At 39.4% G+C, this 20,936-nt stretch carries 20 protein-coding genes; 10 read left to right on the top strand and 10 right to left on the bottom strand.

From position 1 onward, the window contains the following. The first annotated feature begins 76 nt into the window (after positions 1 to 76). Positions 77 to 808: a hypothetical protein gene (locus tag ACNAN0_RS02115; protein WP_416353734.1), complete on the top strand. Its 732-nt coding sequence runs from the start codon at positions 77 to 79 to the stop codon at positions 806 to 808. A gap of 164 nt (positions 809 to 972) precedes the next feature. Here the strand turns inward: ACNAN0_RS02115 and ACNAN0_RS02110 are convergent, their stop codons facing one another. Continuing rightward, positions 973 to 1,497: a hypothetical protein gene (locus ACNAN0_RS02110; protein ID WP_416353733.1), complete on the bottom strand. Its 525-nt coding sequence runs from the start codon at positions 1,495 to 1,497 to the stop codon at positions 973 to 975. 339 nt (positions 1,498 to 1,836) lie between these two features. Between ACNAN0_RS02110 and ACNAN0_RS02105 the strand changes: the two genes are divergently transcribed. Then, on the top strand, positions 1,837 to 2,328 hold the full coding sequence (locus tag ACNAN0_RS02105; RefSeq protein ID WP_416353732.1) for a GNAT family N-acetyltransferase: 492 nt from the start codon (positions 1,837 to 1,839) through the stop codon (positions 2,326 to 2,328). Between the two features lie 402 nt (positions 2,329 to 2,730). Here the strand turns inward: ACNAN0_RS02105 and ACNAN0_RS02100 are convergent, their stop codons facing one another. From ACNAN0_RS02100 to ACNAN0_RS02085, 4 genes are all read right to left on the bottom strand, one after another. Further along, positions 2,731 to 3,192 (bottom strand): hypothetical protein, encoded by a 462-nt coding sequence (locus ACNAN0_RS02100; RefSeq protein WP_416353731.1) that lies wholly within the window; start codon positions 3,190 to 3,192, stop codon positions 2,731 to 2,733. Positions 3,193 to 3,229: 37 nt separating this feature from the next. After that, positions 3,230 to 3,742, bottom strand: a complete 513-nt coding sequence (locus ACNAN0_RS02095) for a hypothetical protein (protein WP_416353730.1) — start codon at positions 3,740 to 3,742, stop codon at positions 3,230 to 3,232. A gap of 341 nt (positions 3,743 to 4,083) precedes the next feature. After that, positions 4,084 to 5,889 carry an FtsX-like permease family protein gene (locus tag ACNAN0_RS02090; RefSeq protein ID WP_416353729.1) on the bottom strand — a complete coding sequence of 602 codons (1,806 nt, stop codon included), beginning with the start codon at positions 5,887 to 5,889 and terminating at the stop codon, positions 4,084 to 4,086. Between the two features lie 14 nt (positions 5,890 to 5,903). Next, on the bottom strand, positions 5,904 to 6,656 hold the full coding sequence (locus ACNAN0_RS02085; RefSeq protein WP_416353728.1) for an ABC transporter ATP-binding protein: 753 nt from the start codon (positions 6,654 to 6,656) through the stop codon (positions 5,904 to 5,906). 321 nt (positions 6,657 to 6,977) lie between these two features. On the opposite strand from ACNAN0_RS02085, the gene ACNAN0_RS02080 reads away from it, so the two are divergent. Next, positions 6,978 to 7,265 carry a hypothetical protein gene (locus tag ACNAN0_RS02080; RefSeq protein ID WP_416353727.1) on the top strand — a complete coding sequence of 96 codons (288 nt, stop codon included), beginning with the start codon at positions 6,978 to 6,980 and terminating at the stop codon, positions 7,263 to 7,265. Between the two features lie 120 nt (positions 7,266 to 7,385). After that, positions 7,386 to 8,654 carry a GTPase HflX gene (gene hflX, locus ACNAN0_RS02075; protein ID WP_416353726.1) on the top strand — a complete coding sequence of 423 codons (1,269 nt, stop codon included), beginning with the start codon at positions 7,386 to 7,388 and terminating at the stop codon, positions 8,652 to 8,654. Positions 8,655 to 8,881: 227 nt separating this feature from the next. Here hflX and ACNAN0_RS02070 read toward each other — a convergent pair whose 3' ends face one another. Genes ACNAN0_RS02070 through ACNAN0_RS02055 form a run of 4 tightly spaced genes read right to left on the bottom strand, consistent with a single transcriptional unit; the run spans position 8,882 to position 11,800 of the window. Next, positions 8,882 to 9,556, bottom strand: a complete 675-nt coding sequence (locus ACNAN0_RS02070; protein ID WP_416353725.1) for an amino acid ABC transporter permease — start codon at positions 9,554 to 9,556, stop codon at positions 8,882 to 8,884. Beyond that, positions 9,556 to 10,212 carry an amino acid ABC transporter permease gene (locus tag ACNAN0_RS02065; RefSeq protein WP_230913311.1) on the bottom strand — a complete coding sequence of 219 codons (657 nt, stop codon included), beginning with the start codon at positions 10,210 to 10,212 and terminating at the stop codon, positions 9,556 to 9,558. Before ACNAN0_RS02065 ends, ACNAN0_RS02070 begins: the two co-directional genes overlap by 1 nt. Positions 10,213 to 10,214: 2 nt before the next feature. Beyond that, on the bottom strand, positions 10,215 to 11,036 hold the full coding sequence (locus ACNAN0_RS02060; protein WP_416354221.1) for a transporter substrate-binding domain-containing protein: 822 nt from the start codon (positions 11,034 to 11,036) through the stop codon (positions 10,215 to 10,217). A gap of 23 nt (positions 11,037 to 11,059) precedes the next feature. Then, positions 11,060 to 11,800, bottom strand: coding sequence for an amino acid ABC transporter ATP-binding protein (locus ACNAN0_RS02055; RefSeq protein ID WP_416353724.1), 741 nt, complete (start codon positions 11,798 to 11,800; stop codon positions 11,060 to 11,062). 386 nt (positions 11,801 to 12,186) lie between these two features. On the opposite strand from ACNAN0_RS02055, the gene ACNAN0_RS02050 reads away from it, so the two are divergent. The 6 genes from ACNAN0_RS02050 (at position 12,187) to ACNAN0_RS02025 (ending at position 19,723) form a co-directional block, all read left to right on the top strand. Then, on the top strand, positions 12,187 to 13,839 hold the full coding sequence (locus ACNAN0_RS02050; RefSeq protein WP_416353723.1) for a peptide ABC transporter substrate-binding protein: 1,653 nt from the start codon (positions 12,187 to 12,189) through the stop codon (positions 13,837 to 13,839). Positions 13,840 to 13,919: 80 nt separating this feature from the next. Next, the gene (gene opp3b / locus ACNAN0_RS02045) at positions 13,920 to 14,855 is read left to right on the top strand and encodes an oligopeptide ABC transporter permease (RefSeq protein ID WP_230913309.1); all 936 of its coding nucleotides are present in this window, start codon (positions 13,920 to 13,922) and stop codon (positions 14,853 to 14,855) included. Beyond that, on the top strand, positions 14,855 to 15,877 hold the full coding sequence (locus ACNAN0_RS02040; protein ID WP_230913308.1) for an ABC transporter permease: 1,023 nt from the start codon (positions 14,855 to 14,857) through the stop codon (positions 15,875 to 15,877). Before opp3b ends, ACNAN0_RS02040 begins: the two co-directional genes overlap by 1 nt. A gap of 12 nt (positions 15,878 to 15,889) precedes the next feature. Next, positions 15,890 to 16,954: an ABC transporter ATP-binding protein gene (locus ACNAN0_RS02035; RefSeq protein WP_416353722.1), complete on the top strand. Its 1,065-nt coding sequence runs from the start codon at positions 15,890 to 15,892 to the stop codon at positions 16,952 to 16,954. Further along, positions 16,944 to 17,927 (top strand): ABC transporter ATP-binding protein, encoded by a 984-nt coding sequence (locus tag ACNAN0_RS02030; RefSeq protein WP_230913307.1) that lies wholly within the window; start codon positions 16,944 to 16,946, stop codon positions 17,925 to 17,927. The genes ACNAN0_RS02035 and ACNAN0_RS02030 overlap by 11 nt, the downstream gene beginning before the upstream one ends. 155 nt (positions 17,928 to 18,082) lie before the next feature. Beyond that, a complete protein-coding gene (locus tag ACNAN0_RS02025; protein ID WP_416353721.1) occupies positions 18,083 to 19,723 on the top strand; it encodes a peptide ABC transporter substrate-binding protein in 1,641 nt (546 codons plus the stop codon). Between the two features lie 353 nt (positions 19,724 to 20,076). Here the strand turns inward: ACNAN0_RS02025 and ACNAN0_RS02020 are convergent, their stop codons facing one another. Continuing rightward, positions 20,077 to 20,775 (bottom strand): C40 family peptidase, encoded by a 699-nt coding sequence (locus tag ACNAN0_RS02020; protein ID WP_416353720.1) that lies wholly within the window; start codon positions 20,773 to 20,775, stop codon positions 20,077 to 20,079. Positions 20,776 to 20,936 lie beyond the last annotated feature (161 nt).

The raw sequence follows: 20,936 nt of genomic DNA, 5'->3' as shown, positions 1-20,936 counted from the left end.
ACGGGTCTTAGTCAGCTACTTAGTTATTTTAATTCAAGCAAAGGGTTCACACATAAAACATTAAGGAGAAAGAATTATGAAGAAATGGCTTATAGGCATCACTTTAGCAATCTCGTTGTTATTCACCGGCATAACCAGTACCAAGAATGTCAGTGCTAGTACCGTTGAAACGCCATCAATTGCATACTCCGTTAGCTCGTTAGGATTCCCAGTCAAAATCTATCATGACCCTGAATGCACACAATATTCGGGTCAAACCTTAGCGACAACGATCAGTGATTGGAAAGTCATCCAACAATCAATTGATTATCAAACGGATATGATTTCAGCATACAACCTAGGCAATAACGCCTGGGTAAAAGCTAATGAGGTCTTTCGTAGCACTGGAAAAGGTGATAATGCGAACATCCCAATGGGCATCGCCTATGCATACTCAGGCGGACAAAAAATACCAGTGTATGATTCACCACAACTTTGGCATGTTACTGGTTACTTAGATCCTAAAATCGACAAATGGGCCATTACACAATATACATTGTCCAGTCCTGATGCTAATTCAATTAACCGTGTCGATTTGGGTCATAACCAATGGGTTGACGCAACGCATGGTGTAAGCGTTATTAGAGCCGCGATGATTTTCTCAGATGGGACTCCTTTATATAACCTGAATGGCCAACAAACAGGTGTTGTATCAGGTACATATGGCTATTACAAAGTATTTGACGCTGCAACAATTAACGGCGCAACCTATGTCAAACTCGGCTCTGATAATCAATGGGCTGCTTTCGCGCAAGGTGCTGTAAATTAACTACTTATTCCTACTGATTAGGATATTCTGAGTAAAATTCTGAAATTTTGGGTACAGCCTTATTAAGGTAGGTACACTTACTAATTGGCAAATGGTAACTAATTAATTCTCACATGAATGGGACTCAAAAAGCACACCCTATTATGGATGTGCTTTTTATTTACCTACCAATCAGGATCACTTATTTTAATCTTATGTGCCGAACCATCAGGGTAAACCACGTATTGCGTTTTAAAATCACTATTAGCCATCATGTTTTTGACTGACCAAAAGTCATCTCCCCAGTAACCATCATGTACCTGACCAGCTAGCCAGTATACATCGGGATCTTCATCATCACCATACTTGGCAATAACATTCAAAATTGCATCAGATTCATTATCCACCACAACGCCAGCTTGATCAGCTTCAATCCAATTATTGGCACCGGCCCAATAGTAAAAACCATCAGACCGCTTTGTATAGCCATAGATACGCCATTGCGTGCCTACGGGCAAGATTCGGTCGAACTTCCGATCTTTATCATTACCTTGATAAAGATTTGCGCCCCAAGTGCCGTTGATCGTGGCTACCGAATTATAGTTATAGAAATGGTCAAACTGACGATAACCCCCATATTGAGCGTTAGCTTGCTGAGTTGGTGCCAGCAAGCTAATCAACAATAGCAATGGCAACAGCAATATCATCATTTTTTATATTTCATTAATTCCGCCCCATCAAAAACCAAATTATCCATCTAAAACAAAATCATCCATTGCAAGCATACCAAAGTTCTGTAATCACTTGCAATAGTATTTATTAGATTCTAAATTTGATAAACCAACTAATTCAGATGGCAACGAACAAGTTTTAGAATGCCCAGGTATAATCTAATTGTTGAAATTTGTACATAACCGGAATATGGTAGAACCACTTACAGATTTCTGGAATGAATTGATGAGAATTTATGCAATGGAAACCTCTAGTGAGTTAACCGATCCCAATGCTCTCGCTTCCAAGAACTCAACTGAAATAAAGGTGCGATAATTATGAATGTATCAATATCTAGATATGTAAATTCAAAAATCAATAATCAGCAAATATCTGAATATCAATTAAAGTCTTCAAAGTACACTGGCAGCCCATGCTCTGTAATTAAAAAATCCGATGGGAACAGGATTCCAATGATGATACTTTATAAAGATAAACTGGTTGGTTTCTTTTGCTTACACCTCAAAGAAGGACCGGTTGCTTTCGGAGGATATTATAATTCAGATGTTTTATTACGCGCTCTATCAATAGATGATAGGTATAGAGGACAGAAAATTGCGTTGAGAGCGATGCTAATATTGCCTTGCTTTGTTAAACAAAATTTTCCTCAAATCAAAAGAATAATTCTCGCAGTTAATCATGCGAATATACCGGCTCAAAAACTGTATTATAAGGCTGGCTTTATCGATAGTGGCCAGCGTCGAATCGGGAAACTTGGCGAACAATTTATCTTTGAAAAAGAGCTGAAGGGACTTAATTCTCGCGATTAGTGAATTTAAAAAACCAGATACTAATCTAGATTATTTTCTTCAACTCGAGTTTAGAAAAGTATAGGCTAACAGCTCTTCATATTTTTGTTCCAGCGAGATGCTCACAATCACTAAAACGTAAGCTGCACCCACGCGGTTAAAAAAAGGACACTTACGATTAAAAATACTCTACTGTAAATCCATCCTTCCAGCGTCTAGCTCCGGCTAGATAAAGAATAACGAAATCCAATTAGCAACAGCACTTAAGTTCTAACTTATCAAAATGCTTATAAAAAATATTCACCAATACTCATTTACAAAGAGTCATAAAAAAACTGGAATATCTAAGATTAGTCGTCCTAGATATTCCAGCTTTTTAGCTACCTTGCCATTTCCAACGCTATCAATACTTCTAGTAAATCATCAATCAGTCAGTTGAAACCAGGCTGTCAGAATTAAAATCCCTAATATTAACAATAGTCTTCTAATGAGCAATCGCCGATTATAATTGATTTTTTTCTTCAATTTAACTTTGGTGATAAACGGAATCACTAACTTTGTCCGCTTTCGTTCTAAAAACATTTCTACAATCACTAGAATACTGAAACCACCAGTAAAACTCCACAATGCCAAAATACTACCTTTATCATCCAAGGGAATCGTTAATAAATTATCTAAAGGATAGCTTATTAGCCCGAACGCGAGCAACGCAAGCGATAAAATGATCGTTACCCACATTAAAGTGAAAATCCGCCTAACTTTTCTTGATAGTTCAGAATTTTCCTTAAGTGCCTTCACAATCTCCGCATTTGCTCGGTGGCGTATTTGAATACTCACGCTGCGATTTGTTAATCGCTTGTAGAATCCAGACCTAATTAAAATCATCTGACAATAAATTTATGAAAACGTGCCCATTGAAATTTTAAAACGTCATTTGAAACCAAGCCGTCAGTACAATTGCCCCAGCTATTAATAATAATCTACTAAAAAAATGACGTCGTTTGATATTAACTTTTTTTGGCGGCTTAATCTGAGTAACAAGTGGTGCTAATAACCTAGCGCCCCACTGTTCAATAATCGATTCTATAATCACCAAAACACTAAATATACCAGTAAAACTCCATAGTACTAACACACTTGTATCAGAATTCAATGAAATCATAAACAAACTATTGAACTGATAGCTTAGCCAGCCAACAACAAGACATAAGAAAGTGGCAGTAAAAGTACCGTACATAAGAATAAAAATTAATTTAACTTTTTTTGCCAGCCTTGTATCTTTTTTAAGTGTCTCTGCAATTTCAGTGCGTATTTGGCGACGAGTCTGGCTACTAACCATTTTTCTTATTTGATCAATCAACAAAATCCCTAATGCCATTAAGCTAATTCCCAAAAAGACCATTACTAATGCCAATATAATTGTTAATGTTCCCACTACATTTCTCCTTATTACTTGATGCCATTCAATAGACTAAACCCGTAAAGCCAAAGAAAAGGCAAAAGATAATACAGCAGCACCGCCTATAACTGCTGCGCTCCATAGAAACAATCCTGCTGCTTTCCATTATTAGCTGTAGGTCCAAGTATACTAGTCAATGTCGCAGAATCAAAACTCGGTAATCATTTTAATTGGTTACAGCCATTCTGTATAACATAAATACCCCCTGACCATTAAGCTTATTAGCCTAACAACCAGGAGGTATATTCATAATACCAACAAAACTAATATTTACTTTTCGCTGCTAATCATCTTTTATCTCATGCCACATTTATGACTTATTCTTTTTTCAATACAATGCTCTGATACAATTTCGTCGTGATCACATAGTAAACTGCATAAAGCACAATGAAGATGGCGAATGGAATCCAGATTTGATAATAGGGATCAACCATTAATACTTTGAATAGCTGTAAACCGAAGAGAACATGGATCACACCTAAAACACCAGGTAAGAGGAATAAAATACCAACTTCTTTATTGATTGCCCCTCTTAACATGCTTTGGCGTGTCCCAATTTTATCAAGCATACGATACCGAATTCGATCACTAGACGCCCCAGAGAGAATCTTAAACATTAAGCAGCTGGCTAACATAGCTAAGAAAGCAATACCTAGGAAGAAGCCCATGAATTCTAGTCCAGAGAAAGTCGCCTTTAAAACTTGATAAAAGCCGTACTTATTACTGAAGTCTTCTTTGATTTCTGGGTGTTTAGCGACTTGAGAATTATAAACTGCCTTGATACGAGGCAAGTCTGCTCTAAAGTCTTTGACTTGAACTGTGTGTAAATGATGGGTCGACTGTGCCAATTGATCGAATTGGCTTTGTGATACGAGCTGCACTTGATCGTTACGTTGGTTGGCTAACAACAACTCTTGCAAAGTCTGTAAGCCGGATTTGTCTGTTTTCGACATGATTTGATCACTGGTTATTTTTTCATATTCCACAGCGGCTAGCGACATGTTGTGCTGTTGTTTCACGCGCAACAATGGCTTTTTATCAAAATCGTTTTTGACAAAATAAATTGTCTTATTTGCCGTTTTATAAGCATAATTTGCTTGCTGAGACACATCCATGGCCCGAATTTCACGCAATTCTTTTTGATTAGGATCGTGAACCACTGTATCGTAAGCAATACCAGAATGTTCAGTCATCAATGGAATTTGGTTATAGTAGCCCATGCCCACAGTAATAGCACCTAAAGCAAGAGCGAATAAAATAGAAACCATCGATAACAAGCGTGTATAATCATGAACCCGGAATTTTAACTGAGCCATGGTAAAGCCATTTAGGCCTTTTTTAGCTAACTTGGATTTTTGTAAAATAGCTAACACCCAAATTGTTAAAGCATTGAAAACTAAGAAACTTCCAGCAACGATTGTGACTAAAGCAATTGGAATGGCAAGAATATTCAATTTGGTCAGGCTAGCCATGGCCCAATAGCCAACGCCCAATAAAGCCACGCCGATAATAGCTTCAATTAGCCAAACCACTGGGCGGTATTTAATTTGCGTAGGGGTATCATCCACATGCAATAACGATAGAATTGGTTTTTTCAACAATTGGTGCCGGTTTACCAGACCTGCGAAGATAAAGAGAATTAAGAAGAAGATCAGGGTAATGATGGCTGCTGGCAGATAAAAGGGTTGAAAGCTATGTACGGTAGCATCAATTCGTGCGACAAGCAACATGCCCACCCCATAAGTCAAAGCCGTTCCCACAACAATTCCAATTAAAGTGGCTAAGGTCCCAATCACAATCGTTTCTGAAACGATCAATTCACCGATTTTTCGACTTTTGGCCCCTAGCATCATATAAGTGGCATAGTCTTTTTGCCGCATGGTCATTAGGAACGAATTGGCATAAAGAATATAAACCAATGTAATGATGGCTAATAGGACCGAACCAAATTGGAAAATGATCAACGCACTGCCAACTGTAGTGTTGTGTTCAATGAAATTTTTATTCGTTGCGAGAGCTTCAAACATGTAAAAAATAGCTGAAGCAATGGTTAATCCGGAAAACAAAACAATGTAATCTTTTAAACGGCTTTTGATCCCGGTCAAGGCTAATTTTCGTAACATCCAGATCTCCCCCTTTATTGTTCAAATGTGCCCAATGTCGTGAGGATTTCTTGATAGAAATCAGGCCGTGATTTTTGACCACGCTCTAAACTTTGACCGATCACACCATCTTTAATAAACAAGATCCGTTGACAGTAACTGGCTGAAAAAGGATCATGCGTCACTAACAAAATCGAAACTTGATCATTTTTATTCAAATCATCCATGGTTTCCAATAGATCTCGGGCACTCTTGGAATCTAAAGCGCCGGTTGGTTCATCGCCAAATAAAATAGCGGGTTCATGAACCAAAGCACGTGCAGCGGCTACCCGCTGTTTTTGACCGCCGGAAATTTCTGTTGGATAATTATCCAAGATTTCAGTGATCGACAGCCGTTGGGCAATGGTTTGGACTAATTGGTCAATTTTTTTGGCGTTGACGTTTTGTAATGCTAAAGGCAAGCCAATATTTTCACGTGCGGTTAGGTTTTCTAATAAGTTGAAATCTTGGAAAATAAACCCGATTTCATTGGCACGAAAATCGGCTAATTGATTCCCTTTTAACTGTGTCACTTCTTGATTATTAATGGTTACTTGACCGGCCGTTGGTTGATCTAAGGTTGATAAAATATTTAATAGTGTGGTTTTACCGGAACCTGAAGCCCCCATAATACCGACAAACTCCCCCGGTGCAACATCAAAATTGATGCCCTTTAAGGCTTGGAACTGTTTTTCCCCTTTTTTACCATAAATTTTGGTGACGTTTTTTATATCTACAATAGCTGTCATAAACTCAATCGCTCCTTCGCTCAATGTATAAGTCTAGTATAAGAAGCTGGCCCTTTTTTCGCCTTGTAAAGACCTAACAATTCGGATGCCCAGATGACAGATTTGTAAGTTATGCTTAGGTCTAAAGTATGATTGTAATTTCTAATCATTCGATAAGCACTGATATATTAGGCTTTATTGCGAAAGCGCGACTGATCAATTGTGCAGAAAACATAAAATGGTTCAGGAAAATTTGCATTAAAAATAAACCGTGTTATACTAGACTTCAATTGAAATTGTAATATACCAGTTACTAGGAATTTCTTAGGGGTGTTTTAAATCATGAGAAACGTAAAAAGCGACTTTAAAAATTATGTCTTACAAAATACCAATCCACAAAAGCGGACGCAAATGGCAAATTTGCTTGAAAATAAGTTTAATGCTGAAATGAACGGTGCTTTGACACCAAGTGATGTCATCGACTTTATGACGCAATTCTACGGTTTAGTGAAACCAGAATTCCGTCAAAGCGTTGATATGATCTTGGATGCGAATGCCAATATCATTGAAGAAAATCATTATCTTTATGAAGATGCTAGCTTAGAAACATCTCTATTAGCAGCTTCTTAATTTTCATCAAATCCTACCAAGGTGCTACAATGACTGTGGAATGGTCAGTGTTGCACCTTTTTTGTATGCCCAAATAAAAAATACGATTATCTAATTTAATGAAACCTTTGGAGGTTATTTATGACTGAAACACAACAACCTAATTTACGCGTTCTTTTAGGGGGCGTAAATGTGAATGACCCTGAATTTGACTATACTATGACGGAACTAGGCCAGCTTGCTGAGGCTAATAATTTCGACATCGTTGGTCAGATCACTCAAAACAGCGATCGTCTTCAAGCTGCGACTTATTTCGGCAGTGGTAAAGTTCACGAAATCAAAGCAACGGCTGAAGCTCAAGATGCCAAAGCCTTAGTTGTTAACGATGAATTATCGCCTTCACAAATTCGCAACCTTGAAAAACAAACCAAGCTCTATGTCATTGATCGAACGCAATTGATCTTACGAATTTTCGCCGATCGCGCCCAAACCAAAATGGCTAAAACCCAAGTAGAAATTGCCCGTCTTAAATATGAATTGCCCCGGATCCATCCTTCAAGTAACCCCTTGGACCAACAGGGCGGTGCCAGCGGACTAGCAAACCGTGGGGCTGGTGAAAGTCAATTAGAATTAGATCGACGCGTATTGCAAAAGCGCATCACCCGTTTACAACAAACACTCGCGCAAATTCTCAAAGATCAGGCAACGCAAAGTAAAGAACGTCAACGTAGTCTATTACCTAAAGTTGCCTTAGTTGGCTACACCAATGCGGGTAAATCCACTGTAATGAACCAATTGCTAAAACACTATGCTGCCAACGAACCGCAAAAACAAGTTTTTCAAAAAAATATGTTGTTTGCCACCTTGGATACCAGTGTGCGCCAAATCGATTTACCGAATCAGCAAAGCTTTTTGTTAAGTGATACTGTTGGTTTCGTTAGTAAATTACCCCATAATCTTGTTGAATCATTCCGCGCAACTTTGGCTGAAGCAAAGAATGCAGATCTTTTGATTCACGTGGTAGATTATGCCAATCCACATTTTCGGGAAATGATGGCGGTCACTTATCAAGTCCTCAAAGAATTGAGCATTACCGATATTCCTGTGATTGAAGTCTACAATAAAGCTGATTTAACTGACATCGATTACCCCATGGTCAATGGCAATGAAGTCTACCTGTCCGCCCAAGACGAAAAGAGTATCGAAGCCTTAAGCTCTGTGATCCAACGACAGTTATTTGCCAAGGATCCCGTTGTAGATATGCTAATTCCCTTTACCCAGGGTCAATTAACAGAATATCTCATGACCCATGCTCGTATTATTAACCAAGACTATACCGAACACGGCACCAAACTCAAAGTCCAAATTTCGCCCAAACTATTAGGCCGCTTCGAAAAATACAGAGCGTGAATGAAGCTGGTTAGCTTTGGAGCATTAACACAAATTGTGCCGATGAAGCGCCAGCTTCAACAAACAATTAGGGTTAGGTGACAAAGTTAGCTTCATGAACGCGTTTAGAGCGTGAATGAAGCTGTGATCCTTTGAAATGCATTTACAGTACAACAAAAAATCCCGAGAACAAAGCAGCTTGCCTTGTTTTCGGGATTTTTTTGTCGTCGAGATGACTTAACTTTGCGCTATGCTTCTTCAGGAGATTCTGATAATCTGTGATCCAAATAACGAGAGAGTAGCGATAGCAAGTAACAAACAATAAAGTAAAGTACTGCCAGCGCCACAAACATCGGAATCATATAATTCGTATTTTGACCATAGATAACCTGAGCATGATACATTAACTCTGGTAAAACAATAATTGTTGCCAAGGACGTATCCTTAACTAAGGAGATAAATTGACTGACAATTGGTGGAATCATTTTTTTAATGGCTTGCGGCAAAATAATGTGATACATGGCTTGCCAGTATGTTAGACCATTCGAACGAGCAGCTTCCATTTGTCCCGTGTCCACCGCCACAATCCCACTACGAATAATTTCGGCCAACATAGCTGACTCAAATACAGTCATAGCAATAATTGTCGCCCATAGCGGATTAAAACGAATACCGATAACATTGGGTAAGCCGAAATAAGTAAAGAAAATAATTAGCAGCAGCGGTAAGTTACGAATAATATCCACAATAAAACCAACGATGGCCGAGAGATACTTAATTTTCACATAACGCGTTAGTCCTAAAACAGCGCCGATCAAAAAACTTAAAATAATCGAGATGACAGACACTTCAACTGTGACCCAAAGCCCTTCCAATAAGTATTTAAGGCTGATCCACTGGTAAGCTTGTGCAAACATTGCCATTATGCTTCATCTCCTTCAACCGACCATTTTTTCTCAAGATAGCGCATCAAATAACTCATTGGTAATGTGATGATCAAATATAATAATCCTACAGCAAAGTAAGTATCTGTCGTTTTAAAGGTTGTGGAAGCCACAATATTACCTTGATACATCAAATCAAAACCTGCTAAGAAGGCTAAGACAGACGAGTTTTTGACTAAGTTAATAAATTGATTGCCTAATGGCGGAATGACGATTTTGATGGCTTGCGGCAAGATAATATAACGCATGGCCTGAATATAAGTCATACCATTCGCGCGCGCAGCTTCCATTTGACCGGTAGCCACACTTTCAATACCAGCACGGACAGTTTCAGCAATAAAAGCAGATGTGTAAATTGTCAACCCAATCGTCCCTGCTGTAAAACCATCAATTTTTACGAAATATTGGGGTACGACAATATAAAAGATCATCGCAATCACTAACAGCGGAATATTCCGAAAGATTTCCACATAAATCTTACCAATGACGCGTAATGTTTTGATCGGACTGATTTCGAATAATGCAAATAGTGTCCCAATGACCAAACTGCCAACTAAGGCATAAAAACTGGAAAGTAACGTATACCCAAAGCCGCTCCAAAGGACATTGCCATATTTTGTGAATATATCGATCATGCTTAATCCCTCCCTTGATGGAAGCCTTGAATGTTCCCAAACCATTTATTTTCTAGCTTCTGGTAGGTCCCATCCTGACGCATGGCTTTTAAATTTTTATTGATAGCCTTCAAAAATGGCTTCTGGCCTTTATTGACGGCAATACCATAAGGTTCATTGGTAAATGCCCCACCAACGACCACGTAGTTGGGATCATCTGCAGACATCCCATATAAAATCCCATTATCAGTCGTTAAGGCATCACCTTGACCTGATTTCAAAGCTGTAAATGCTTGGGCATAATCTGATAATTGTAAAACTTCCGTTTGTGGCGCAACTTTTTTGACGTTATCAACTGAATTAGAACCTTGCACACCGATAACTTTCGTGCCAGCTTTGAGATCTTTGACACTCTTAATTGGACTGCCTTTTTTTACTAAAATGGCTTGCCCAGCATCGAAATAGACATCAGAAAAGTCCACCTGTTTTTGCCGCTCAGGTGTGATCGTCATAGTTGCGATCAACGCATCAACATTGCCATTTTTCAATAAAGGCAGCCGCGTATTACTCGTGACAGGTAGAAAATCGATCTTAACATGCTTGCCAAAGATCCGATGAGAAAGTTCTTTAGCTACATCAATATCAAAACCTTGAATTTGATTATCTTTGATGTTCATCAAACCAAATAGCCGGGTGTCACTTTTTACCCCCCAAGCCACTGTTTTAGTGCTTTGGTCACGTTTCAAAATATCTTCAGAAGCGACACTTTTTTGACCACAGCCAGCTAAAACAACCATTGAAAACAGTAACAAAATGGGTAAAAGACACCACTTTTTATGTTTCATTCTCATAATTTTGCCCCCATTTATTAAATATGCTTAATAACTTTAGACAAGAAGGTCTGTGCTCGAGTATCTTGCGGTTTTTCAAAGAATTGCTTCACATCTTTACGATCTTCCAAAATGCGTCCATCGTCCATAAAGACAATGCGATCTCCAACCTCTTGTGCAAAACCCATTTCGTGAGTCACAACAACCATGGTCATGCCTTGTTCGGCCACAGTCTTCATGACATTCAAAACATCGCCAATCATTTCTGGATCCAGTGCCGATGTCGGCTCATCAAACAACAAGGCCTTCGGTTTCATTGCCAAGCTGCGTGCAATCGCAATACGCTGTTGCTGCCCGCCAGATAATTGATCGGGATAACTGTTCGCTTTCGACTCCAAACCAACTAGTTTCAACAGATCCTTAGCTTCATTTTCACTTTGAGATTTAGACTGCTTCAAGACTGCCGTCGGTCCCAAAGTAATATTTTGCATGACCGTCTTATTCGCATAAAGATTGAAATGTTGGAAAACCATGCCAACGTTTTTACGCATCCGGTTCATATCGGTTTTTTTATCTGCCAAGTCAAAATTATTAACCAGCAGTTGACCAGATGAAATTGTCTCCAACCCATTGATACACCGCAGCAGTGTACTTTTACCTGAACCAGAGGGGCCAATAATGGTCACCACTTCACCCTGGTCAACTGTAAAATTGATATCTTTTAAGGCGTGAAATTTACCATAATATTTTTCCACGTTGTGAAACTCGATCATCGACATAACTCTACCTCCTAAAAAAGCTGACACACTTTGTAAGTTTTATGAGAATAATCTAATTATAATATACTACTTACAATCATGAAAATAATTCATGTAAATCAATAGTTAACAACAAATCCACTATCTAATATACCTTATAAATTAGGTCATAGGCAACTAGTTACCATTATGTATTCAACAAAAATTAGTAAATTAACATTTTAACGCAACATATAAATATATTTTTGTGAATTATGCTTAATTATTGCAAAATAATTAGTATTAAATTAAAAAAACTTAATCTTAATTGAATTCACATCTATTTTATGGATAATTAGAGAATAATTAATGATTTTACATTTATACTCATTTAATGTAATATCATGTCATTAAGGAGGAATTGTCTGATGAAACTGAAGAAAGTTTTGGGGGCCGGGTTAGTTGTTGCGGCATCAGCGTTTTTGTTGGCTGCATGTGGTTCTAATTCCAGTTCTAGTTCAAGTAGTAGCGCTTCTAATAGTAAGACCTTTACACGTATGGAAGGCGATACGATTCAAACCATGGATCCATCCACAAACACGGATGCTATCAGTGGTCAGGCTTTAATCGATACAATGGATGGTTTCTATCGTTACAATGGTAAGAAATTACAGCCAGCCATTGCTACCAGCGTTGCTGAACCAACAAATGATGGTAAGACTTATACCATCAAGCTGCGTAAAGATGCCAAATGGGCGAATGGTGATCCTGTAACTGCCAAAGACTTCGTTTATGGTTGGCGTCGGACCGTTGATCCAAAGACGGCTTCTCAATATGCTTACCTATATAATCAAGTTGAAAATGCCCAAGATATCCAATCTGGTAAGAAATCTCCAGATACATTAGGTATCAAGGCTTTAGATGATCATACCGTTGAAGTCACTTTGAGTGAAGCTGTACCTTACTTCAATGGATTGATGACCAATCCAGCTTTCTTCCCACAAAATCAGAAATTTGTTGAAAAGATGGGTAAAAAGTACGGGACATCCGCTAAGTATACTTTGAGTAATGGCCCATTCATCTTAAAGGGTTGGACAGGTACCAACAATTCTTGGACTGAAAGTAAGAACAAAGATTACTGGAATGCCAAAGCTGTTAAATTGAGTGCTGTCAAAGTCCAAGTTGTCAAAGATCCATCCACTTCATTGAACTTATACCAAAGCGGCAAACTTAATGATGCCATTCTTTCTGGTGAAAATGCCCAACAAATGAAGAATGATCCCGCCTTTACACCACGGAAACAATCTTCTGTCTTCTTCGTTGAAATGAACCAAAAGACAATTCCTGCCTTCAAGAACGAGAAGATTCGTCAAGCTATCTCAATGTCTATCAATCGTAAAGAATTAGTTAACAAAGTCCTTGGTAATGGTTCGTTGGCTGCTGACAACGTGACACCACAAGGCTTGATGGATGATCCAACTACTGGTAAAGACTTCGCTAAAGAAGCTGCCAGCAAGGATAGCCAATACACAACTTACAACCCTAAGAAAGCCAAGCAGCTCTTCAAAGAAGGTTTGCAAGAAGTTGGCGCTAAGAATGTCAATGTCACTTTACTTGGTGATGATACAGATAATGCCAAGAAGATGAACGAATATTTGCAAAGTACATGGCAAGATAACTTACCAGGCTTGAAAGTTACGTTGCAAAACGTGCCATTCAAGACACGTTTGACACGTTCACAAAACGGTCAATTTGACATGGTTGTTAGTGCTTGGGGTGCTGATTATCCAGATCCAATCAGCTTCCTAGACTTGTTCACAACTGACAACAGTTATAACAATGGTAAATGGAGCAACAGCCAATACGATCAATTGGTTCAAGACAGTAAGACAACTGATGTCTTGAATAAAGAAAAACGTTGGGATGATTTGATGCAAGCACAAAACATCATTACTGAACAACAAGGTGTCGTGCCATTGTATCAACGTGTTGAAGCACATCTAGTTAACAAGAAAGTTAAGAACTTACAATACAGTCCTGCTAACAACTACAACTTCGTTACGACGTACATCAAAAATTAATTAATCAGTTTCTAGAAGGGTTTCGGGAATAACAGCCCGAAACCCTTTTTATCTAAATAATTTACAAGGGGTGCTTCTCATTGACAAAATATATCCTAAAACGGATTGTATGGATCTTTATCACCCTGTGGATCATTGCCACGATAACTTTCTTCTTAATGAAACTCTTACCTGGAACGCCTTATACAAACCAGGCAAAACTTTCAGCTGATCAAATTCGGATCATGAACGACCAGTATGGCTTGAATAAGCCACTGTTCACTCAGTATTGGATCTATATCGTTGGTTTACTCCATGGTGATTTAGGCACATCCTTCCAGTTCAACAACCAGCCAGTTACGTACCTGATTGCTAATCGCTTAGGTCCTTCCATTCAAATTGGGGCTCAAGCGATGATCGTTGGGACTATCTTTGGTATTTTACTGGGTGCTATCGCCGCTGTTCGTCAGAATACCTGGGTCGATTCCGTAGCAACTTTCTTCGCCATCGTCGGCCGTTCAATTCCAAACTTTGTGTTCGCCGTTATTTTACAGTTCTTCCTCGCTTTTAAATTACATCTATTCCCAATTGCCCTTTGGGATGGGTTCACATCCAGTATCTTGCCAACTATTGCCTTAGCAATGGCGCCATTAGCTGATACCGCCCGTTTCATGCGGACGGAAATGGTCGATGTCTTGAGTAGTGATTATATTGAGCTGGCACGCTCTAAGGGCCTTTCAAACTGGCAAACAGTTGCCAAACATGCGCTGCGTAACTCTTTGATTCCAGTTGTTACTATTATTGGTCCTATGGCCGTCGCTTTAATGACCGGCTCGATGGTTATTGAAAATATTTTCTCAATTCCTGGCATCGGGGAACAATTTGTCAAATCCATTTTGACGAACGACTACCCAACGATTATGGGCTTGACCATTGTCTATTCAGCCGCCTTACTGGCTGTTTATCTAATCGTTGATATTTTGTATGGTATCATCGATCCGCGTATCCGTTTAAGTAGTACTGGAGGTAAAGAGTAGTGGCTGATAATATTAAAATCACAAAAGACAGCTTCAAACGTGTTGAACATCATGACACTGCTAGTCAAGAAGAAATACAAGCACCCTCATTAACTTTTTTCCAAGATGCTGTTCGTCGTTTGAAACAAAATAAAGTTGCCGTTGTTTCCTTCTGGGTCTTGTTGGTACTGATCGTCATTGCCATGGCTGCCCCGATTATTGCGCCGCATAATCCTAATGCTCAAAATGTGAATTATGCCAACTTGCCCCCAAAAATTGGGAGTGGCAATATTCCTGGATTCACGGGTAAGGCTTCCGTTGCCGGTAGTGTCAGCGATCGCTACGCAGCCGCCGGTGTGCCAAAGGGAACTTATTATATTTTAGGTACAGATTATCTTGGTCGTGACCTATTATCCCGTATCATTTATGGGACACGTTTATCAATTTTTGTAGCTTTCATGGCTACATTGTTCGATATGCTAATCGGAGTACCCTATGGCCTAATATCTGGTTGGCGCGGAAAAGGAACGGATATGGTCTTACAACGGATCATTGAAATTATTTCTTCCGTGCCCAACTTGATCGTTGCAATCTTAATGTTACTGGTCTTTAAACCTGGTTTAACTTCCATCATCATTGCCATTGGGTTTACTGGGTGGATTACCATGGCCAGACTGATACGAGCGGAGACCTTGCAGCTAAAGAGTGAAGAATATATCCTAGCTGCGCAAACCTTAGGTGAAAGCTCAAGCAAAATTGCTTTCAAACATTTGATTCCAAATATGTCCTCCGTCATCATCATCAATACCATGATGACAATTCCAACGGCAATTTTCTTTGAAGCTTTCTTAAGCTACATTGGGATCGGAATCCCGGCACCAAATGCTTCGTTGGGGACACTGCTTTCCGATGGGCAAAAAACCTTTAGATTCCTACCTTACCAAATGTGGTATCCATCTGCCGTTATCGTCTTACTCATGTTAGCCTTCAACTTACTTGCAGACGGCTTACGTGACGCCTTTGATCCAAAATCATCTCGTTAGGAGGTTATTAAATTGGAAAAAGTATTAGATGTTAAAGATTTAGAAATCAATTTCCATACCTTCGCTGGGGATGTCAAAGCCATTCGTGATGTTAGCTTTCACTTAAACAAAGGTGAAACCCTAGCAATCGTTGGTGAATCAGGATCGGGAAAATCCGTGACTGTCCGTAGTATTATGGGATTGTTAGCTAAAAATTCAGTTATTCCTAAGGGTTCCATTAACTTTAAGGGTAAAGATCTGATCAAAGCCTCTAAAAAAGAAATGGAAGAAATTCGTGGGAATGATATCTCGATGATCTTCCAGGATCCGATGACTTCCCTTGATCCAACCATGCCAATTGGCAAACAAGTGGCCGAGCCTTTATTGATCCATAATCAAATGAGCCGTTCTAAAGCCATGGAGCGGGCGCAAGAAGTTTTAGAGTTAGTGGGCATCCCCAACGCTAAGAACCGGATGAAAGATTATCCGCATCAATTCTCTGGTGGGCAACGGCAGCGGATCGTCATTGCGATTGCCATCGTTAATTATCCTGAAATCTTGATTGCTGACGAACCAACCACTGCTCTAGATGTGACGATTCAAGCGCAGATTATTGATTTGATGAAAGAATTACAAAGTAAGATCGAAACTTCCATTATTTTTATCACCCATGATCTTGGGGTTGTGGCTGGAATTGCCGATCGGGTTGCGGTTATGTATGCTGGTAAGATCATTGAATATGGTACGGTTGATGAAATTTTCTATGATCCCCGCCATCCTTACACTTGGGGCTTACTCAACTCTATGCCAACCATGGATTCTAAAAAATTATATGCCATTCCCGGCACCCCACCTAACTTGCTTGAACCACCAGTTGGTGATGCCTTTGCGCCTCGAAATGAATATGCTTTGGCAATCGACTTCGAAGCAATGCCGCCTTTCTTTAAGGTGACTGATACCCATTACGCTGCAACTTGGCTCATGCACCCTGATGCCCCACATATTGATCCCCCAGCTGAAATTATTCGCCGGCGAGAACAATACGAAAAGTACCTCAAGAATCAGCCGGTTGAAGGAGGTGCCCAGCTTGGCAACTAACCCTGAAAAACGTAAAAAAATCGTTGAAGTCAAACATTTAAAACAATATTTCAATGTTGGGCGTAAAAATGAAGTTCGCGCCATTGACGACATCTCTTTTGATATCTATGAAGGTGAAACTTTCGGTCTTGTAGGTGAATCTGGTTCCGGTAAAAGTACTACCGGCCGCAGTATCATTCGCCTCTATGATCCTACTGATGGTGAAATTCTATTTAACGGTCGCGATATCAGTAAAATCAAAAATCACTCGGCCGAAATGCTGGAATTTCGCCGTGAAATGCAAATGATTTTCCAGGATCCTTATGCTTCATTAAACCCTCGGATGAAAATCAAAGATATCATTGCTGAAGGTCTGGACATTCACCACCTAGTCAAAAATGATCAAGAACGTGATGCCCGAGTCGAAGAATTATTGGATCTTGTCGGTTTGAATCGTGATCACATGACGCGCTATCCCCACGAATTCTCTGGTGGGCAGCGGCAACGGATCGGTATTGCACGCGCACTAGCTGTTAAACCACGCTTCATTATCGCTGATGAGCCAATTTCAGCTTTGGATGTCTCGATTCAAGCTCAGGTCGTCAATTTACTGGAAGATATTCAAAAAGAACAGAATTTGACTTATCTCTTCATTGCCCATGATTTATCAATGGTAAAATATATTTCTGACCGAATTGCTGTCATGCATAATGGCCGCTTAATGGAGCTTTCCACGGCAGATGAAGTTTACAACTATCCGCTACACCCTTATACATCCAGTCTTTTATCGGCAGTGCCTCTGCCTGATCCAGAATACGAACGCAAACGTAAAGCGCAGCCTTACGATGCTTCAATTGAAGATGATTCAAAAGACCGCTATCTTCAAGAGATCGTTCCTGGTCATATGGTCTACGCAGCTGACGAAGAAGTTAAGATGTATAAAGAGCGTTACGATAAAATCCATGAAAAAAAGACGGTTTCTGAGACTAATTAAAATCACATAATCTCATTATTTAGAATCATATATAAAAAGAACTGCTTACATCTTAATGATAAGGCAGTTCTTTTTTTGCTTTTAATTAAAAATCGGTATTTACTTTAATTAAATTCTAATGTAATATTAATACATGATTTTAAGGAGGCAGGAAAATGAAATTCAAGAAATTACTTCATTTAGGTTTAGCATTAACCGCCCTCGGCTCTTTTGGCGCCACTTTATTAAGTGCCAAAAGTACTGCTCAAGCGGTCAGTAATCAAACTTTTACACGAATGGAAAAGGATACCATTCAAAGCATGGATCCTTCCATGATCGTAGATGCCATCAGTGGGCAGGCTAACTTAGATACCATGGATGGTCTCTATCGTTACAATGGTAAAAATATTGAACCCGCTATTGCAACTGACGTTGTTAAACCTACCAATGATGGTAAAACTTACACGATCAAGTTACGTCACGATGCTAAATGGTCTAATGGTGATCCCGTAACAGCGAATGATTTCGTATTTGCTTGGCGGCGCACGGTTGACCCCAAAACTGGTTCTCAATATGCTTATTTATTTGAACCCGTGGCAAACGCCAAAGATATCATGAACAAGAAAAAGCCAGTCAGTGCTTTAGGTATCAAGGCTTTAGATAAGTACACGTTACAAATTGATCTGACCCAAGCCGTTCCATACTTTAATTCACTCTTAGCTTTCCAAACTTTCTTCCCCCAAAATGAAAAGTTCGTCAAAAAGGCCGGCAAGAAATTTGGGACCACATCTAAATACAGCTTAAGCAACGGCCCATTCGTTTTGAAGGGCTGGACAGGTACCAATAACACTTGGACAGAAGTTAAAAACAAAAACTATTGGAACGCCAAAGCTGTTAAATTGAATAAGATCAAAGTTCAAGTCGTTAAAGATCCATCTACCGCTTTGAACTTATATCAGTCTAATAAGTTAGACGATGCAATCCTAACCGGTGAAAATGCTCAACAAATGCGGAAAGATCCTGCTTTTGTACCTCGGAAACAATCTCGGACCACTTACATTGAAATGAACCAGAAGAAATTACCAGAGTTCAAGAATGAGAAGCTGCGGCAAGGGTTATCTTTGGCTATCAACCGTGAAGAAATGGTCAAGAAAGTGCTCGGTGATGGCTCGATCGTTGCTGATAATGCCACACCACAAGGTATCATGGAAAATCCAAGCAATGGTAAAGATTTTGCCGCTGATGCTAAAGCTCAAGATGAGGCCGCTGATAACTTTGATAAGGCCAAAGCTAAAGCACTTTTCAATGAAGGCTTGAAAGAAGTCGGCAAGAAGAAAATCACAGTTACCTTGCTACATGATGATACGGATTCTGCCAAAAAATTAGCAGAATACTTGCAAAGCGCTTGGCAGCAAGCTCTACCGAATTTGAAAGTTACTTTGAACAGCGTTCCATTTAAGACCCGGGTCACCCGTTCAACCAACGGCCAATTCCAGATGGTTCTCGGCGGTTGGCAAGCTGATTACCCTGATCCAATTTCATTCCTAGACCTGTTCACCACTAACAATGACTATAACTTTGGCAAGTGGTCTAATAGCGACTATGATAAATTAGTCGAAGCTAGCAAGACAACGGATGCACTTGACCCACAAGCACGTTACAATGACTTGATGAAAGCTCAAACACTATTAACGAATACGCAAGGTGTTATCCCACTATATCAAACAGTCGAAGCACACTTAGTCAACAAGAAAGTTAAAGATCTGAAATACAGCCCACAAAATACTTACAACTTTGTCGGTACGTATATCAAATAATCAAGAGTGTGACAAAAGGCGTTTAACACCAGAGCACTAACAAGAATCACGATGAATGGTGGGTTTACCATTTGAGTGATTTGTCGTTAGGTGATGGTGTTGCCTTTTGGAACACGTTTAAGCCAAAGCTATTTGTAAATAAACGGGTATCAGAAACAAAACATTAGTTTTGTCCTGATACCCGTTTTTATGTGCCTATTGTATGTTTCTGTAATCTATATCTTTATATTTCTAGGACACGTGCAAACTAAAATAGCCTTGCCTGAGAATCGATACAAACAAAAAAACCGGATCTGAGTTTATATGCAACTCATCTCCGATATGTATTTTGTCATAGATATAAAATATATGAATTAAAGTACGCGTACTGCAAATGAAGGCCAGAAGTAAGGTGATACATTAGCAACGGTCACGTTTTGACCAGGTTGTGGTGCATGAATATATTGACCATTACCAATGAATAAAGCAACATGATAAGTTGCCCCACGACCACCCCAGAATAATAAATCGCCAGGTTTAGCTTGCATTGGGCTAACAATTGTCCCAGCACTTTCTTGAGGAACCGTCCAGCCACCGATATCACGGCCAGTTGCTTGTTTAAAGACATAATTCATCAGACCAGAACAATCAAATGCGTTAGGACCTTTAGCACCCCATACGTAAGGCTTGCCAATTTGTTGTTGAGCCACACTAATAACTTTTTGAATTTGCGCATCAGTGCCAGCAGGTGCTTGGGCAACCGCAACGCCATCTGCCATACTTGAAGCATCAACCCATTGGTTTGCACCAACTAAGTACCATGTCTTGCCTTCGCTTTGAGTGACTTGACCAACTTTCCAAGAACTGCCACTATCTAAATGGCTGACAACTTGAGCATTGGCACTTGGCTGTGCATAAACGTTAATTGCACTCTTTGCACTCACAATTGCTGTTTCGCCAGCAGTTGCAGCTTGTGCTTTACTTGTATCTTGGTTTGTATTTAAAAATCCAGCAACACCTAAAACACCAGCAGCAGTAAGAGCCATTGAAACTTTTTTAACAGATAACTTCAAAGTATGTTCCTCCACAATTTATAAATATCGTTTTTTTATTTAATGTCTTAATTTTCTTAAATTTGAAATAGCTGACTATCAATCAACCAACGATATTTATAATACACATCGTTTGTTTCAGGAGTGTTACAGGAACACAAAGGAAACATTACACTTGACAG

The organism is Agrilactobacillus fermenti (assembly GCF_047943045.1).
In the GTDB taxonomy this organism is placed as follows: domain Bacteria; phylum Bacillota; class Bacilli; order Lactobacillales; family Lactobacillaceae; genus Agrilactobacillus; species Agrilactobacillus fermenti.
The sequence above is the reverse complement of the archived record's forward strand: the minus strand, read 5'-3'. Positions and strand labels throughout refer to the sequence as shown.